Here is a 15,213-nt window from a genome sequence, read left to right on the forward strand (position 1 = left end):
AATTGTAAGCGCCTGCTTTGAAGGTAAATTTTATGACAATTTTCAGTCAATTTCATCTATGCATTAATGTGAATGAATAAGAATCTTAAACTGATTCAATTAAATTCCGAAATATATGAAGATTATCTAAAAACAGGTTTTTAAACTATTTATGCTGAAACTAGGCGGATACATAAACTTATTAATTGCATTTGTACATCTTATCGGACTGATTTGGATGGTTCAAGTGTTTAAGTTATTTGGTATTAGTAAACAAATGAATGAACTTTCAGAAATCCATTCATCATTTCCATATTTACTAACAATTGTTGTTGCTTTAGTATTTTTCGTTTTTGGCCTTTATGGACTGTTAGCCGACGATAAACTCCCCAAAATGCCGTTCCTAAAGCCCGTAATATTTTTAATTGGGGGTATTTATATATTCCGTGGACTTGGAGAATTAATCTATGAAACAACGCGAAGCAAACACTCGACAACAGAAATAGCATATTCATTTGTCGCATTGGCAATTGGATTACTATATCTAATCGGAGGATTTAAAAAATGGAAAGTAACAAGAAAAAAAAATAACGAACGCATAACAACGGCTTGGTAAAAGGCGGGCTTACTTGCTTCGAATTAAGGCTAGTGCAAGGCTGAGCGTTTTTACTTTGTATGAACTTTAGTACTAAAAAACCCGCCCTTCACTAAGCTACAAATCGTTAGCAGCCATACTGTCAAACCGTTTAAATCTTAAAATGGAGGAGAGAATTCAATTTCTAAGGAAAAAAGCTGACCGAAAAAGAAAGTTACCAGAATTCTTAAATGAACTAGCAAAAATATCAAACCGATGCTTTGACGAGACTGAAGTACTATCTGTTGAACAAACTGAAATACTCAAATCTGAAATATCAAAAAGGAATTTTTACCAGTCAGTTCTAGTAATTGCAAAACCAACCGGAGAGAGTAATTACATTAAACAAATCTTGACTGCTTTAAAGCCCTGTTTGCTAGAAATGTCGGCTTATTTTTCAACAAATAGATATTTAGACAGCTTCTATCTCCTAACAGATGCTAGTTTTGTTATTGATACATTTGAAAAGATTATTGATTTTGATGGCGATACGCTCTTTGTTTATGACATTACCCTTAAAAATGGTTTTTTAATTGATTTAAATGAAGAAAGTTGGGCAATAGGTGAAAGGATCGAAAAACTCCTAACTTATGAGTTGAGAGTTTGGGGGACCGAATGGATTATGAAAGTGTCAACACAACTTTCATAATCCTTTAAATCACGGCAAAATACGGCTACTAACAGTGTTTTTATAAAATTAAGGCTGGACTTTAAGCTTTTAACTTAATATCGCTATTTTGATTTGTTGGTTAATTGAAACTGATATTTTTCAAATGCCACAGCTTCATAAAAACATTAACGTTGTAGTGCATTAATAAATAAGATGAGAAAGGAATTAAAAGATTTTAACTGGCACGTCTACGGGCTTTCTCTCTCTGACTATGAATATACATTTCAAATAGTCACAGAAGTAATTAGAGATAGGAAAAAACAACTTCAACAAAAAATCGACACTCTTGAAGTATTCGACGGAGACGGGAATCTTATAGACTTATCTACAGGCGAAGGTGACGAAGCTATTGACGATATATCATACTATAACTACATTGAAAATCTTTATCTCTGGCATTTTGGCCTTTGGCGATTGCAAGGTGTTTTCGAAGGCATTTTAAAACAAGAATTCTTCCATCAAGAAAAGCTTCCAGGTTTAAAATCAAAGTTAGATTTCATTAAAAAATTAAATTATAGAATTTCACAATCTGACTATGATGAAATATTGGAATGGGGAAAACTTAGAAATGCTTTGTCTCATCACCCTCCAGAACAGTATAGACCTTGTGAACTTGAAGAAAAAGATTTAAAAGAATATTACGAATTAGTAAAAAGAATTACAGAGGATTTACTCGAGCAAAAAGAGAAAAATAACGACCCCACAAAAACTCCTATGCGGTAGCTATGCCTCCTTATAGCAAAGCCGTAAAATTTCGAAAACCAAGCAGTGTCCTGCAAAATCTTTATTCTTTCAATCACTCAATACCTAGTACCCGTACCACTCGCCCCACTGGTTTCTTAAATTCTTACGCATTTCGTTTTCGCGGGCGTTGTTGCCGGGGTTGAAGAAGACGGTGCCTTTTAACTCGTCTGGCAGGAAATTCTGGGCCACGAAGTTGCCTTCATAGTCATGGGAGTATTTGTACTCGTTGCCGTAGCCAATTTCCTTCATGAGCTTGGTGGGAGCGTTGCGCAGGTTCAACGGCACCGGCGGGCTCCCCTGCTCCCGCACCATGGCCCGGGCCGTCCGGATGGCTTTGTAGGCGGCGTTGCTCTTGGGCGAGGTGGCCAGGTAAATGGCGCACTGGGCCAGAATAATATCGCACTCGGGGTACCCGATCACGTTAACCGCCTGGAAGCACTCATTGGCCATGATAATAGCCGTAGGGTTGGCATTGCCGATGTCTTCAGAGGCCATGATGAGCATGCGGCGGGCAATGAATTTAGGATCTTCGCCGCCTTCTACCATGCGGGCCAGCCAGTAAATAGTAGCGTTGGGGTCTGAGCCGCGCATGGACTTGATGAACGCCGAGATGATGTCATAGTGCGCTTCGCCGCCTTTGTCATACAGAGCCAGGTTCTGCTGGGCAATCTGCTTCACCAACTCATTGTTGATTACCACCTTCTCCTTGGAGCCCGAGGAACTGCCGTCAATCACTATCTCCAGCAGGTTGAGCAGCTTGCGGGCATCGCCGCCGGAGATGGTCAAAAGGGCCTCGTACTCGGCAATTTCTATCTCGTGGTTCTTCAGGATTTCATCTTCCGTCAAGGCTTTCTGGACCAGTTCCACCAGCTCCTTCTTCTCCAATGACTTGAGAATGTAGACCTGGCAGCGGGACAACAATGCCGGAATCACCTCAAATGAGGGGTTCTCAGTGGTGGCGCCAATCAAAGTCACAGTACCTTTCTCCACCGCCCCCAGCAGCGCGTCCTGCTGCGATTTATTAAACCGATGGATCTCATCTATGAACAGCACCGTGCCCTGGCGCTTGCGGGCCTGGTCAATCACATCGCGTATGTCTTTCACGCCGGCGTTAATGGCGCTCATGGCCACAAACGGCACCTTAAGTTGCCCCGCAATGATTCCGGCCAGGGTGGTTTTGCCCACGCCGGGCGGTCCCCAGAAGATCATGGAAGGTACCATGCCGGCCTCAATGTAGCGGCGCAGCACCCCATTGGGACCTACCAGGTGTTGCTGCCCGGCGTATTGGTCCAGGTTGTGCGGGCGCATGCGCTCCGGCAAAGGGGCTTTGGTGGTTTGGAACATGGTAAGAAAGGCTCTGAAAAGGTATTATCCCACTAACGGGGAAAGCTGCCACGAAGATACTTTGAATTGCTTTCCGTTTTATGCCTCTTTTCCGGAAAATGGGCTCAAAACGGAGGAGCAATTGCCAAGGGTTCATAGAAAGACAATTGCCTTTCTTAGGTGCAGGGCCAACAGGTCCTAAACAAATAACTGGTTCAGGTGTCAGCCCGGCTCTGAAAAGTATGGAAGTTTGAAACTTTAGCGAGGCGCTAGCCTCACTGATTCTTGGGAAGGCCTACAGCAGATAATGGAAGTATCCATCAGACGGCTAAGATACTCACGGAGAAAGAAGGAAATATCTAAGAGACGCTACAGCAACTTGGCTATGTCTACCGCTACGGCATAAGTAAACAAAACAAACAGCGTGATAAAGAACCCGTAGCCTACCAGGTACAAGAGCTTTTGCTTTTTATAGGGCTCCTTTGCCCGGTAGCTTTTTATCAGGAAGAAGAACCCCACGGGAGTAATGAAAACGGCTAGCAAGGCAGGCAAACTGATGGTCAAATCTCTGATGGTCCCTTCCAGCTTAAGAGCAGGCAACAGCAGGGCCATGAGAATGGTGAAGGCCGTTAAATATAGAATGGCCCGGTAAAGGGCTTTCGCCTTTTTCAGGTTTTTGTTGTTGCCCAAAACTGCTTCTGTTTCCATTGTCTTATATTCTTTCCTCCTTCCCGTTTTAGGCCTGTTTTAAAGAAAACAGGCCTAAAACGCTACTTTGTTGCTTCCTTTATAAGGCGGCCATCAAACAGATGGGTTTGTTCCAGCAGGTAAGTTTGGTATTCATACACCAGCTTTTTAGGGATGCGGGCAAAGTCCATCTGTTTTTCCCCCACCACCTTTTGGGTTGCACCGCTTACGGTATTCAAATCCAAATGCGTTTTGTGAAATCTCCTGAGTTCGGAGGGCAGATCATTTACTTGGATTACCCGCCACCGGGGCGTTCTGGTCACGCCGGTTTCATAGTATTGCGCCACCAGTTTCTCGCTGGGGTTTTGCGACGAGCGGTAAATGATGCGGTCTTCTTTTATATCACCCAGAAACTTTAAACTCAGGAAAAAGGCGATGCCCACCGGCAAGAGCAGCACGTCTGAGTATATCAGCAAGGGAGTAGATTTCTTCAGCTTTACCATCAGCAGGTAATAAATACCTTCAATGTACAGGAATACCAAAACCATTAACAGCAGCAATAGAAGCAGGTGGCCCTCCAGCAGAAACTGGGCAAAGGCAGAGCGGGGCTCATACCGGTAACTTGCCCACATCTGAAGCAGAATCAACGCTATTCCTACAGCCCCTATGGCTAGGATTTTTGACTTTGCCGTTTCTGCCTTTTTATGGTTGTCCTTCATACCACCTGGAATGTTGCGCTGGGTCTGCTACGGTTTTTTTTGCTGCCCGGCTTTCAGGGCCTCGGCCTTTGCTTTGGCCACCGCCTCCTGCTGATCGGCCCAGAGGCGCTTCTTTTCCTCGGCCTGCTCGGGGCTGAGGTCCGTGAAATGGTAGATCATGTTTTTGATGTCCACCTCCGGGAAGTCATAGACCTTGGTCATGGTCAGGCAATCGGTAGGGCAGACGGTGGTGCAGAGTCCGCAGTAACAACATTTGGCCAGGTCAATGTCAAACATGGGCGCGAAGAGCCGTTTTTTAGTGCCGTCTGAGGTTTCGCCTATGTCTTCGGTGGCTTTGACAGACTCAATGGTGATGCAGTCTACGGGGCAGATCTTGGCGCAGAGGTCGCAGACAATGCAGTCGTCAATCTCATTGTGCAGGCGGTAGCGGCCGTTCTCGGGTACAGGCAGCGTCTCATAGGGGTACTTCAGGGTCACCAATCCGGTTTGATGCGCGAAGTAGTTGGGGTCCGCGATATCCAAGGGAGCGCGCCGGCGCCTGGCCTGAAGCATGTGCCTGAACGTAAGCGCCATGCCCTGCCAGAGCGATTGCGCATTTCGCCAAAAGCCTCGTCTTTGTAAGCTGCCTGTTTCTTTGCCCATTTGGTTAAATCATGAATAAACGCCACACCGCCGCCAGCAATACTAACACCAGCGCCGCCGGGGTCAGCAGTTTCCAGCACAGGTGCATGAGTTGGTCTACGCGCAGCCGCGGATAGGTCCAGCGCAGCCATACCTGCACCGTCATTAGCACCAGCGCCTTGCCTACCAACCAGAAGAACGCCCATAAATGCCCACTCCAACTCCCCAAGGCACCCGTGGTCCAGTCGGCCAGGCGCACAGGGCCCAGGTTGGGGAAAGGCGTGTTCCAGCTGCCTAGAAACAAGACCACGGCCACCAAACTCACCAGCAACATCATGGCGTACTCGGCCAGGAATAGCGCGGCAAACCGGAAGCCACTGTATTCTACGTGAAAACCCGCCACCAGCTCAGATTCCGCCTCCGGAATATCAAAGGGCGCCCGGTTGCACTCGGCCAGCGACGCAATAAAGTAAATCACAAACCCAATGCTGAGCAGCGGCATGCGCAAAATGTTCCAGGTCAGGAATCCACCCACCTGCGTCACGTCCACTCCCCAGGCCTTCAGCCCGAACAGGTAATTGGTCTCCTGCCCGTACCCGGGAAACTGCCGCAGGTGCAGCCCCTGCTGAAAACTGATTTCCTGCAAATCAAGGCTCTGGCTGATGATCACCACGCTTAGAATCGCCAGCCCCGCCGGAATCTCATAGGACACAATCTGCGCCACCGACCGCATGGCCCCCAGCAGCGCATATTTGTTATTGGAGCCCCAGCCCGCCATCAAGAGCCCCACCACATCCAGAGACACAATGGCCAGTAGAAAGAACAGGCCCAACGAGGTGCCCGAGGGAATAAGGGTTGGGGTGAGCGGCACCACGGCAAACCCCGCCAGCACCGCCGCGAAAATTACCAGCGGGGCCAGTTTGAAAAGCCACTTATCGGCGGCGGCCGGCACTATGTCTTCTTTCTGGAGGAGCTTGAGGATATCGGCGGCAAACTGCAGGGTGCCGTACGGCCCGGCCTCAGTGGGCCCCAGCCGGTCCTGGATAAAGGCCGACAGCTTCCGCTCGGCGTAGAAGATGATTACCACCACGCCCAGAATCAGGAATATGACAAACGGCAACGCCAGCATGCGCTCAAAGGATTGTTCTGACCAAAGGTACTTAATTTAGCTATTTGTTTTTAGCTACGGGATAATGGTTTTAAAAGCCGTTTTCAGGGTCTTTTTAGAAATAAAGGCCTAAAAAAAACTCTCCGAAACCCCATGGCATCTTCTAAAAGAGGAAGGCGCCTTGCCTAGTTGTTTCGCCATTTTCTTCTGGTGTTTTATGGTCCGGAAATACTCTTTAATTTAGGCCTCTGGTTTAACCTGTCTCCTATGCTCCTACACCTTCTCTGGCCTTTGCTTTTCTTCTGGAATACCGTTGGTTCGGCCAAGGCCCCTGCCCTTACCGGCCAAGACGTAATAGCCAAAATGCACCGGAAATACGCGGGCAAGTTTGACCCTTATTTCACGTTTGACCAGACCGCGGTACTGTACAAAAGCCCCCAGGACTCCACGGTGCAGGTATGGCACGAGGCGATTGTTTTCCCGGGCAAGTTGGTGATCAAGTTTGACGATTTCTCGGCCGGTAACGGGGCCATCTATGCCCAGGACAGCCAGTTCGTTTTCAAAGACAATGTGTTGCAAAGCCGGAGGCGCCGCGTGCATGAACTTTTGGTACTGGCCTTTGACGTGTACCACCAGCCGGTAGCGCGCACAGTGGCCCAGCTGCAGGAAGCAGGCATTGACCTTTCCCTGGCCCGGCAAACCAGCTGGCAAGACAAGAACGTGTATGTGGTAGGCAACCCCGAAGGCAGCCATTTCATCATTGACCAAAAGAAGCTCTGGCTACTACAGACAGTAAGGCAAACCGGGGAAAACAGAACCGTGGTGGACCTGAAAGGCTACCAGAAACTACAAGACAACTGGATTGCCACCAACCTCACCTTTTCCCTCAATGGCAGACGCACCATGCGGGAAGTGTACTACAACATGAAATTCCCGAACGCTTTGCCTGCAGATATATTCACGGTAGCCGGATTTAACGCCGCCCGCTGGTAACCTGTTTTATGCCAGGTTTCCGGAAAACAGCCTTGAAACGAAGTAAACCTTTCTCCAATTATTAATCTAACACCAAAATGGCCACCGTTAAACTGACGCCCGCCCAGCAGGAAGAAAAAATTGAAGTCTTTTTCACCCACGGCCCGGCTTATGCGCAGCCTATCTGCGAGAAACTGAGAGAGGCCATTGCCACCGCAGACCCAGACCTGAAGGCCTCCTGGAAATGGGGAACTCCGGTGTATGAGAAAGCGGGCGCAAGCATGGTCTGTGCCATTAGTGTGCACAAACAGCATGTGAACCTCACCTTCTTCCAGGGGGTACAGGTGCCAGATACCTATGGCCTTTTCACTACCGGCCTTGACGCCAAAAACATGCGCACCATCAGGTTCACAGAGGCTGGCCAGGTAAATGAGAAACAGGTGGCAGAATATGTTATAGCCGCCACGCACGTAAAACCAGATAAGTCTGCCAAATCCACGGAACGCAGCGTAATTGAAATACCCGAAGACCTGAAACTGGCCCTCGCCCAGGCCCAGCAACTAGACAAATTTGAGCAGATGGCCTACACGCATCGCAAGGAATACGTGCGCTGGGTCACCGAAGCCAAACGCCAGGAAACGAGGGATAGCCGCATTCTAAAAACCGTAGACCGGATTATGGAGGGTAAGAAATTCAGCTGATCTCCTGCAAGGCGTCTTTTATTTCCCGCAGGAACTCCCGGTGGTCGCCTACGTGGAAGATGCTGGTCTCCACCTCCTCGGTGGAACCGTACAAACTACTGCCGTATTTCATGTTCAGGTACTTGGCCGTCAGTTTAAAGGGTACCTCAAAGCCATCGGGCAGTTCAGAATCTGAGCCAACGGCCACCAGGAACAGGGTTTTGCCCTGTAGTTGCCGGCCCAGGTCCTTGTGCGCCGTCACCACATCGGTGAGCCGGTCAAAGAATGTTTTCAGGAGGCCGCTCATGGCATACCAATACACGGGCGTGGCCATGATAATGACCTGGTGCTGCGTTACCTGCTCTATGATTTTCAGGAACTGATCATCGGGCGTGTAGTCGTTCTCATAGCGGAAGGGCGCAATATGGTAATCGAGTAGGTCCAATAGCTTATGAGGTGTGTCCTGGAAAACGGTTTCCAACAAACGATGGGTATCACTGTCTTTGCGGGCGCTGGCCTGCAGGATAAGTGGTTTAGGTTCTAGAGTCATAAAGGAGAAGTTTAGCCTTTATTTCTACCCATTATCCCTGCTTTGGTTTCGTCTACTCCATCTATCTATTTCTTAAAAGTACCGGGTTTTAGCTACTCCACCACGTGCCCCACAAACTGCGATAGGTTGGTGATGATGCCGCGTTCCCGCCGAAACCCGATGGCGCAGCCTTCGCCGGCCCAGAAAACGCCTGCCTGGTAGCGGTAGCCCTGGATGTCCTGGGGCAGTTCGGCCCAGGCCTGGTAAATGCGCGGCTGGCTGTGGTACTCACCGATGGTAGAGGAAACATCTGTGTTCTCCCGCACCTCTATGTTCTGGCCTTCGCGGCCGAAGAAAGGTTTCTCCACGGCCTTGCCTTCAAAGGGCGTGAACTCAGTGCGGAGCAGGAGCGGGTGGTACGGGAACTGTTGCCAGAGCCAGGCCAGGAAGCCTTTGCTCTGGAAAATGAGGGAATAGGCCGGGTTGGCAATGATGACCGTGCGGCTAAACTGCAACTCAATGATATCAGCGCAGAGCGCGGGCTCCAACTCTGCCAGCAGCTCCCAGGGCACCAGCTTGAAGAGGAACGGGAAGCGGCGCCACTGCTCTGCCCCTGTCTGGGCCCAGATGCCGCGTTCAGCGCCCAGCGTAGAGACTTCCATCTCATCGGCGGCGCAGATATGGGTCTCAAAGCCGGCCTCGCGGGCGGCCTCGGCCAATACCTCACAGTTCGTATAATCTTCTTTGTTGCCACCCAGATAAACCAGCAGCAAGGCCGGCTCCAGTTCGGCGTTCAGCCCTTGCCAGGTCTTGAATTGCTCCACCAACCCTTCATAGAGCCCGTTGGCCTGCTGGCTTTCATTCTTGCCTGCGGCGGCCAGGCTGGCCCACTGCACCACGGCGGTCTCCGGAATAGAGGTGGCGGTATCGGCGTTGAACTCCAGCAGTTTAATACCTTCTGGCGTTTGCGCGAAGTCAAAGCGGCCGTACAAATGCCAGTGCCGGTCATCTTCCCAGGAATGGCGCATGGCCTTCCACAATTTGGGCGGGATGCCAATCTTGCGCATGAATTCCTCGGGCAGGCCTTCGGGCACCGCCTCCACCATCATCTGGTATAGGGTGTTGGCCGCCTCCAGCAGGTCATCAGCGGCCGCCTGGGATAGCACCACTGCTTCCCCTGACAGGTACGTCTGGCATTCTTCCTCCACTACCCACTCCCACCCCATCTGCTTTACCATGTTGGTGACATCGCCGTGGTGCGGCATCAATTTTACGGAAAGGGCAGCGTCTGACATAGGCTGGAAATTTAAAAGAATCTGGTTGTGGGAAGGAAAAATCAAACAGCGTTTTAAGGCTGATTTCACGAAAACAGCCTTAAAACAGAAATTGCATAAAACAGGATTGTAGCCCCAGAATATCTAAGGAGCCTTAAGCTTTTACTGGAAACTAAGCCCGGGCTTATCCGCCGAACCCGCCAGATCTCCCGCCAAAGGTGCCAGAGCGGCTGTTGGTGGGGCGCGAAGAACGCACGTTGCCCGAAGCCGCCGGACGGCTATACGCGCCGGTGGTTCCCCGGAACGCCTGGGCGCCCCTGGACCGCTCGGCGGTGGTTTGCTGCCGCCAGGACTCGTTGCGCTGGATGGTGTTGGGGTTGGCGTAGTAGGCGCGGTTGGGTGACAGCATGCGGCCAGCCATGTAGCCAATGCTGCTCCACATGAGCACGTTCATCATACTGAACCCAGACCCGTTCTGGGGGTTGGCCTGGCTGTATTGCTGCATGCGCTTCTCCAGCTCCAACCCTTGCAGGGTGTCTACCTTGCCGTCATTGTGCTTGAGAATAGCCATTACCTGACCGGCCGGCGCTGGGCGCTCGTCGGTGATCTTCCATTCCTCGGGGTTCACCTCGGTCATCTCGGTAATCATTCCCTGGGTATAAGTCGGGGCGGTCTCGCCGGAGTTCCACTCCGTGGAGGCTTCATTCTGAGCCGAGCGGTTATCTGAGCATGAGGATAGCCCAAGGCAGGCGGCGGCGCTCACCAACAGCACGTTGCGGGAGAAATCACCAATAAGGAAATAGCGCTTTTTCATAGTCAGGGATACGATAGCCGTTTCAGGCATGTTTTTGTAAAAGTAAACGAAAAACAGACACGAATGATTGCCCTGCTCCTACTCCCACAGCGGGTAATGCTCCAGATGCACTTTCTCTTGGAAGAAAAGCTGCGTGGAGGCCTCAAAGGAGACCGTATAGTCAGACACGTAGAAGTGGGGAGGTCCCAGCAGGCGCTCCGCAGCAATGCCGTTTTTGGCCAGCACCTGCCCCACATGACGGGCCACCAGTTCCGAGGCGTCCAGCACCTCCACGCTTCCGCCGTAAAAGGTGGCAATCTGGTCTTTGATTAAAGGATAATGCGTGCAGCCTAGAATAAGTGCCTCAATTCCGTCTAAGGCGGGGTCAGAAAGATAGGTTTGAATCACGCTCTCAGAGATGGTGTTGTTAAAGAAGCCTTCTTCTATCATGGGCGCCAGCAAGGGCGTCGCCAGTGACTTGAGTTGGATGTGGCGGTCCAGGTCGTCTATCTTTTTTTCATAGACATTAGAAAGCACCGTCTGCTTGGTCCCGATCAACCCGATAGTTTTTCCGGCAAACCTTTCGCCCACGTAGGCCACCACCGGGTCAATCACGTTCAGGACAAGGGCCTTACTGCCCACGTATTCGCGCACCAGTTCATAGGCCGCCGCCGAGGCGGAATTGCACGCAATAAGAATAATCTTACAATTCTTCTTGAGCAGTAACTCACAAATTTTGATGGAATACGCCTGTATGGCCGCCGTAGATTTATCGCCGTACGGCAGGTGGGCGGTATCGCCAAAATAGACCAGTTGTTCCAGGGGCAAATGCTTTTTAATGGCCTTGGCCACGGTTAAACCGCCAATACCGCTATCAAAAATTCCAATAGGGCGTTCCCAATCTTCCGCTTTCATCATGCTCTTTTATTTCAAAAAATCAGGGTTTACCCCTTACCTCCGTAAAAGTACCCATATTGTTAAAATACAAAACCAAACTGCACCTCACCAAAACAACTCTATTTCAAAAACGTAAAAGTTCATACAAGTTGAAACTAAAATAGGAGGATAAAAAATGAAAATATTATCAACCCGCGCCCACGGGATCATAGATTACCTGGTGGGTATGTTATTGATTGCGGCTCCGTTTATTCTTGACTTTGACCGCGGCGGTGCCGAAACCTGGGTTCCTATCATTGTAGGTGCCATTATTATCTTACAGGCCCTGATGACTAACTTTGAGGTGGGCATGTTTAAAATGCTTTCTATGAACATGCACTTGACCATGGACTACCTGATCGGGGTTTTCCTGGCGGCATCTCCCTGGATCTTCAATTTTGATGAATACGTTTATTTACCTCACCTGGTAGTAGGTGTTATGATTGTGCTGGAAGCCATGATCACCCGTGTGGTGCCAGAACACGGCACTGACACCCGTCATCCGTACAGAGGCGGAGGCATTCACCAACCACATTAAGGTAAAATAACTTAAATTAGTGGAAGACAATAGAAAAGGCTGGGAGTAATCCTGGCCTTTTTCTATTGTCTTCTGTTTTTGCTGGCGCTGGTTCTGGTTTGCGCTTTTTGGTTTGCGTACCTTTGTGCCATGAATTACCTATCAGCAGACTCTATCTCAAAAAGCTTCGGTGACCGCTGGCTTTTCCAGAACCTTACCTTTGGCATAAACCGCGGGCAGCGCATAGCCCTCATTGGCGCAAACGGAACCGGAAAAACCACCTTGCTCCAGATACTGGCCGGTTCTATGCCACCAGACAACGGCTCTGTGAGCGTGCGTAAAGGCATACGGGTAGGGTTCTTGTGGCAACAGCCTTCGTTCCCGGCCGGAGCGTCTGTGCAGGAAGCCATCTTCTCTGGGCAGACCGAGGTGTTGGACGCCATCCGGGACTATGAAGCCTGCATAGCCGACCCCAACACCTCAGACAACAAGATGCACGAGGTGATGGAGCGCATGGAAAACCTGCACGCCTGGGAATACGAGGTGCGCACCAAGCAGATCCTGGGTAAACTGGGCATCCAGAACCTGGACGTACAGGTAGAGCACCTGTCTGGTGGCCAGAAAAAACGCGTGGCCATGGCCCGGGTCTTGATTGAAGAGCCTGATCTTTTGATTCTGGATGAGCCTACCAACCACCTGGACCTGGAGACCATTGAGTGGTTTGAGAACCTGCTCACCACTGAGCAGACCACCCTTTTGATGGTAACCCACGACCGGTACTTCCTGGACCAGGTTGCCAACGAGATTGCCGAACTGGACCGCGGCCAGCTCTACACCTATAAAGGAAACTACAGCTACTACGTAGAGAAAAAAGCCGAGCAGGAGGAAGCCAATGCCGCCGAGATGGGCAAAGCCAAGCAACTGATGAAAAAGGAGCTGGACTGGATGCGCAAACAACCCCGCGCCCGCGGCACCAAGTCTAAATCAAGGGTAGACGCTTTCTATGACCTGAAAGAGAAAACCTCCCAGAAAGACACCCGCACATCACTGGAGCTTTCCGTGAAGAGTACCCGTCAGGGCAACCAGATCCTGGAAATTGACCATTTGAGCAAGCGCTTCGGGGAGAAAGTAGTGCTGGACGACTTCAGCTACGTGTTCCGGAAGAAGGACCGCGTGGGCATTGTGGGCCCGAACGGTGCAGGCAAGACCACGTTCCTGAATATGCTTACCGGCCGCCTGGCCCCAGACAGCGGCGAGATCATAGCCGGCCAGACCACCGTCTTCGGGTACTACACCCAAAACGAGCTCACCTTCAATGAAGACCAGCGCGTGATTGACGTGGTAAAAGAGGTAGCCGAAGTAGTGGAAACCGGCAACGGCGAGGTAATTACTGCCAGCCAGTTCCTGCAGCATTTCCAGTTCCCCCCGGCCCAGCAGTACACGTTTGTAAAAAAGCTGAGCGGTGGTGAAAAACGCCGTCTTCAACTACTGCGCGTCCTCATCAAGAACCCCAACTTCCTCATCCTGGATGAGCCTACCAATGACCTGGACATCCAGACCCTGAACATTCTGGAAGACTTCCTGCTGAACTTCGGTGGCTCCCTTTTGATTGTGTCCCATGATAGATATTTTATGGACCGTTTGGTGGAGCACTTGTTCGTGTTTGAGGAGAACGGCCACCTGCGTGACTTCCCGGGCAACTACACAGATTACCGCGAATGGCTCAAGGAACGCGAAAGCCTGAAGGGCACCGAGGAATACAAAGCCGCCCTGAAAGCTGCGCAGGCCGCCGCAAACGCCCCGGCTCCGGCTGCTGCGCCAACCGCAGACGCTACGCCTAAACGCAAGGCCTCTTTCAAGGAAAAGCAGGAATACGAGTTCCTAGAAAAGGAAATTGCGGCCCTGGAGCACGAGAAGGAAGCCTTGGTGGCAGAGATGAACGCCGGCGAGGCCAACCACGTGCGCCTAAGCGAGATTGCCGAAAGAATTCAACAAGTGGACCACGCCCTGGAAAGCAAAACCGAACGCTGGCTGGAACTTGCTGTGTTTATCTAAGCATCTGCTATTGGGGATGATACACAAGAGCAGCGTTTTAAGCCTGTTTTCTGAAAAACAGGCTTAAAACGCTGCTCTTGCCTTAGGGTACTTTACTTAAGTTGGAGTTTCTGTTTTTGGCTTACTTTCAGGAAAACAGGCTTAAAACGGGTTTCCTCCCAAGTTTTTATCTAATAGAGATCAACTAAAGCAGTCGGGCCTGGCAAGAGTAAAATCTGCCAGGCCCAACTGCTTTAGTTTTAATATGTTTTCAACCTCTGGCTTGCCAGCTGGCCTTAGTACATTTGGGGCGTGCGCTGGTAGCTGAAGGAGAAACCTACTTTCTGGGGCGTACTTACCTGCTGCTCTTCCAGTTTCTGTTTTACCGTGATCTTCCGAATTTCATCTACGTCTGGCGCCACCAGGTCATTGTTAACAGAGGCGATCATGGCGCTTTCCACCAGGAGCCGAAGGATGCCGGGGTCCAGTTTGTTATGGGCCATGTCATTGTAGGTAAGGTCCAGCTGCTTCACCCCTTCCAGGTAAAAATGGTTGTCAATGTTGATGAGAATACGGCCCAGCAGATAGCCAGGGTCATTTAAGCGGTTATATTTAATGGAATCGGCCATGAAGTTATAGGCCATGATGTGCCCAAAAAACCGGCGCCGGAAATCCTCTTCCACGTAGCGGCTTTTCATGAGCTCATGATCCTCAGGCAGGGTGATAATGTTGGAGTGCATAATGAAAATGAGCAGGTCTCCGGAGAATTTAATATGAAACTCAAATTCATTGACGCTCCGGTACTCAATAATCACGTTGGCGTCTACCTTGGTCACCCTCTCCTTCAGGATGTCTACCAACGTCACGGAACAAGCCCTTAGCTGGTCAAATGCTTCTTTGGTGTTTCTGAAAATAGCCTGTTTGGTAGTAGACTTCTGACGTAACCCTTCATAAATAGCTTCAATTCTATCTTCCATAATTATTAGTTTCGTG

General features: G+C 50.1%; 17 protein-coding genes. 7 read left to right on the forward strand and 10 right to left on the reverse strand.

The genetic code is table 11. From position 1 onward, the window contains the following. Positions 1–151: 151 nt before the first annotated feature. The 3 genes from TH63_RS11020 (at position 152) to TH63_RS11030 (ending at position 2,006) form a co-directional block, all read left to right on the forward strand. Positions 152–595: a hypothetical protein gene (locus tag TH63_RS11020; protein ID WP_048920988.1), complete on the forward strand. Its 444-nt coding sequence runs from the start codon at positions 152–154 to the stop codon at positions 593–595. A gap of 142 nt (positions 596–737) precedes the next feature. Further along, positions 738–1,262: a hypothetical protein gene (locus tag TH63_RS11025; RefSeq protein ID WP_048920989.1), complete on the forward strand. Its 525-nt coding sequence runs from the start codon at positions 738–740 to the stop codon at positions 1,260–1,262. 174 nt (positions 1,263–1,436) lie between these two features. Next, the gene (locus TH63_RS11030; RefSeq protein WP_048920990.1) at positions 1,437–2,006 is read left to right on the forward strand and encodes a hypothetical protein; all 570 of its coding nucleotides are present in this window, start codon (positions 1,437–1,439) and stop codon (positions 2,004–2,006) included. An 84-nt stretch (positions 2,007–2,090) separates the two neighbouring features. Here TH63_RS11030 and TH63_RS11035 read toward each other — a convergent pair whose 3' ends face one another. The 5 genes from TH63_RS11035 to TH63_RS11055 all read right to left on the reverse strand — a co-directional run bounded on the left by TH63_RS11035 (position 2,091) and on the right by TH63_RS11055 (position 6,506). Next, a complete protein-coding gene (locus tag TH63_RS11035; RefSeq protein ID WP_048920991.1) occupies positions 2,091–3,371 on the reverse strand; it encodes a replication-associated recombination protein A in 1,281 nt (426 codons plus the stop codon). A 348-nt stretch (positions 3,372–3,719) separates the two neighbouring features. Continuing rightward, positions 3,720–4,058 (reverse strand): hypothetical protein, encoded by a 339-nt coding sequence (locus TH63_RS11040; RefSeq protein ID WP_048920992.1) that lies wholly within the window; start codon positions 4,056–4,058, stop codon positions 3,720–3,722. 62 nt (positions 4,059–4,120) lie between these two features. Continuing rightward, a complete protein-coding gene (locus TH63_RS11045; RefSeq protein WP_156180547.1) occupies positions 4,121–4,756 on the reverse strand; it encodes a hypothetical protein in 636 nt (211 codons plus the stop codon). A 27-nt stretch (positions 4,757–4,783) separates the two neighbouring features. Further along, positions 4,784–5,398 carry a NuoI/complex I 23 kDa subunit family protein gene (locus TH63_RS11050; RefSeq protein WP_048920994.1) on the reverse strand — a complete coding sequence of 205 codons (615 nt, stop codon included), beginning with the start codon at positions 5,396–5,398 and terminating at the stop codon, positions 4,784–4,786. Between the two features lie 4 nt (positions 5,399–5,402). Further along, on the reverse strand, positions 5,403–6,506 hold the full coding sequence (locus TH63_RS11055) for a complex I subunit 1/NuoH family protein (protein ID WP_048920995.1): 1,104 nt from the start codon (positions 6,504–6,506) through the stop codon (positions 5,403–5,405). Positions 6,507–6,752: 246 nt separating this feature from the next. Between TH63_RS11055 and TH63_RS11060 the strand changes: the two genes are divergently transcribed. Together TH63_RS11060 and TH63_RS11065 are read left to right on the forward strand one after the other, a co-directional pair. After that, on the forward strand, positions 6,753–7,478 hold the full coding sequence (locus tag TH63_RS11060; protein WP_156180549.1) for a hypothetical protein: 726 nt from the start codon (positions 6,753–6,755) through the stop codon (positions 7,476–7,478). Positions 7,479–7,555: 77 nt separating this feature from the next. Then, positions 7,556–8,158 carry a DUF1801 domain-containing protein gene (locus TH63_RS11065; RefSeq protein WP_048920997.1) on the forward strand — a complete coding sequence of 201 codons (603 nt, stop codon included), beginning with the start codon at positions 7,556–7,558 and terminating at the stop codon, positions 8,156–8,158. Here the strand turns inward: TH63_RS11065 and TH63_RS11070 are convergent. The 4 genes from TH63_RS11070 to murI all read right to left on the reverse strand — a co-directional run bounded on the left by TH63_RS11070 (position 8,151) and on the right by murI (position 11,648). Then, the gene (locus tag TH63_RS11070; RefSeq protein WP_076606467.1) at positions 8,151–8,687 is read right to left on the reverse strand and encodes a flavodoxin family protein; all 537 of its coding nucleotides are present in this window, start codon (positions 8,685–8,687) and stop codon (positions 8,151–8,153) included. The two genes, TH63_RS11065 and TH63_RS11070, sit on opposite strands and share 8 nt — an antisense overlap. 92 nt (positions 8,688–8,779) lie before the next feature. Further along, positions 8,780–9,961: a glutathionylspermidine synthase family protein gene (locus TH63_RS11075; protein WP_048922767.1), complete on the reverse strand. Its 1,182-nt coding sequence runs from the start codon at positions 9,959–9,961 to the stop codon at positions 8,780–8,782. Positions 9,962–10,124: 163 nt separating this feature from the next. After that, positions 10,125–10,754, reverse strand: coding sequence for a hypothetical protein (locus tag TH63_RS11080; protein WP_076606644.1), 630 nt, complete (start codon positions 10,752–10,754; stop codon positions 10,125–10,127). 78 nt (positions 10,755–10,832) lie between these two features. Beyond that, a complete protein-coding gene (murI, locus tag TH63_RS11085) occupies positions 10,833–11,648 on the reverse strand; it encodes a glutamate racemase (protein ID WP_048922768.1) in 816 nt (271 codons plus the stop codon). Between the two features lie 157 nt (positions 11,649–11,805). Between murI and TH63_RS11090 the strand changes: the two genes are divergently transcribed. After that, on the forward strand, positions 11,806–12,207 hold the full coding sequence (locus TH63_RS11090) for an SPW repeat domain-containing protein (RefSeq protein ID WP_048920999.1): 402 nt from the start codon (positions 11,806–11,808) through the stop codon (positions 12,205–12,207). A 129-nt stretch (positions 12,208–12,336) separates the two neighbouring features. After that, on the forward strand, positions 12,337–14,241 hold the full coding sequence (locus TH63_RS11095; RefSeq protein ID WP_048921000.1) for an ABC-F family ATP-binding cassette domain-containing protein: 1,905 nt from the start codon (positions 12,337–12,339) through the stop codon (positions 14,239–14,241). 275 nt (positions 14,242–14,516) lie between these two features. On the opposite strand, the gene TH63_RS11100 is transcribed toward TH63_RS11095, so the two are convergent. After that, positions 14,517–15,197 (reverse strand): P-loop NTPase family protein, encoded by a 681-nt coding sequence (locus TH63_RS11100; RefSeq protein WP_048921001.1) that lies wholly within the window; start codon positions 15,195–15,197, stop codon positions 14,517–14,519. Positions 15,198–15,213 lie beyond the last annotated feature (16 nt).

The sequence above is a fragment of the Rufibacter radiotolerans genome (assembly GCF_001078055.1).
Taxonomy (GTDB): Bacteria; Bacteroidota; Bacteroidia; order Cytophagales; family Hymenobacteraceae; genus Nibribacter; species Nibribacter radiotolerans.

Coding starts and splice junctions, on each gene's coding strand:
- TH63_RS11020 (WP_048920988.1), top strand. CDS start 152: ATGCTGAAACTAGGCGGATACATAAACTTATTAATTGCATTTGTACAT.
- TH63_RS11025 (WP_048920989.1), top strand. CDS start 738: ATGGAGGAGAGAATTCAATTTCTAAGGAAAAAAGCTGACCGAAAAAGA.
- TH63_RS11030 (WP_048920990.1), top strand. CDS start 1,437: ATGAGAAAGGAATTAAAAGATTTTAACTGGCACGTCTACGGGCTTTCT.
- TH63_RS11035 (WP_048920991.1), bottom strand. CDS start 3,371: ATGTTCCAAACCACCAAAGCCCCTTTGCCGGAGCGCATGCGCCCGCAC.
- TH63_RS11040 (WP_048920992.1), bottom strand. CDS start 4,058: ATGGAAACAGAAGCAGTTTTGGGCAACAACAAAAACCTGAAAAAGGCG.
- TH63_RS11045 (WP_156180547.1), bottom strand. CDS start 4,756: ATGAAGGACAACCATAAAAAGGCAGAAACGGCAAAGTCAAAAATCCTA.
- TH63_RS11050 (WP_048920994.1), bottom strand. CDS start 5,398: ATGGGCAAAGAAACAGGCAGCTTACAAAGACGAGGCTTTTGGCGAAAT.
- TH63_RS11055 (WP_048920995.1), bottom strand. CDS start 6,506: ATGCTGGCGTTGCCGTTTGTCATATTCCTGATTCTGGGCGTGGTGGTA.
- TH63_RS11060 (WP_156180549.1), top strand. CDS start 6,753: ATGCTCCTACACCTTCTCTGGCCTTTGCTTTTCTTCTGGAATACCGTT.
- TH63_RS11065 (WP_048920997.1), top strand. CDS start 7,556: ATGGCCACCGTTAAACTGACGCCCGCCCAGCAGGAAGAAAAAATTGAA.
- TH63_RS11070 (WP_076606467.1), bottom strand. CDS start 8,687: ATGACTCTAGAACCTAAACCACTTATCCTGCAGGCCAGCGCCCGCAAA.
- TH63_RS11075 (WP_048922767.1), bottom strand. CDS start 9,961: ATGTCAGACGCTGCCCTTTCCGTAAAATTGATGCCGCACCACGGCGAT.
- TH63_RS11080 (WP_076606644.1), bottom strand. CDS start 10,754: ATGAAAAAGCGCTATTTCCTTATTGGTGATTTCTCCCGCAACGTGCTG.
- murI (WP_048922768.1), bottom strand. CDS start 11,648: ATGAAAGCGGAAGATTGGGAACGCCCTATTGGAATTTTTGATAGCGGT.
- TH63_RS11090 (WP_048920999.1), top strand. CDS start 11,806: ATGAAAATATTATCAACCCGCGCCCACGGGATCATAGATTACCTGGTG.
- TH63_RS11095 (WP_048921000.1), top strand. CDS start 12,337: ATGAATTACCTATCAGCAGACTCTATCTCAAAAAGCTTCGGTGACCGC.
- TH63_RS11100 (WP_048921001.1), bottom strand. CDS start 15,197: ATGGAAGATAGAATTGAAGCTATTTATGAAGGGTTACGTCAGAAGTCT.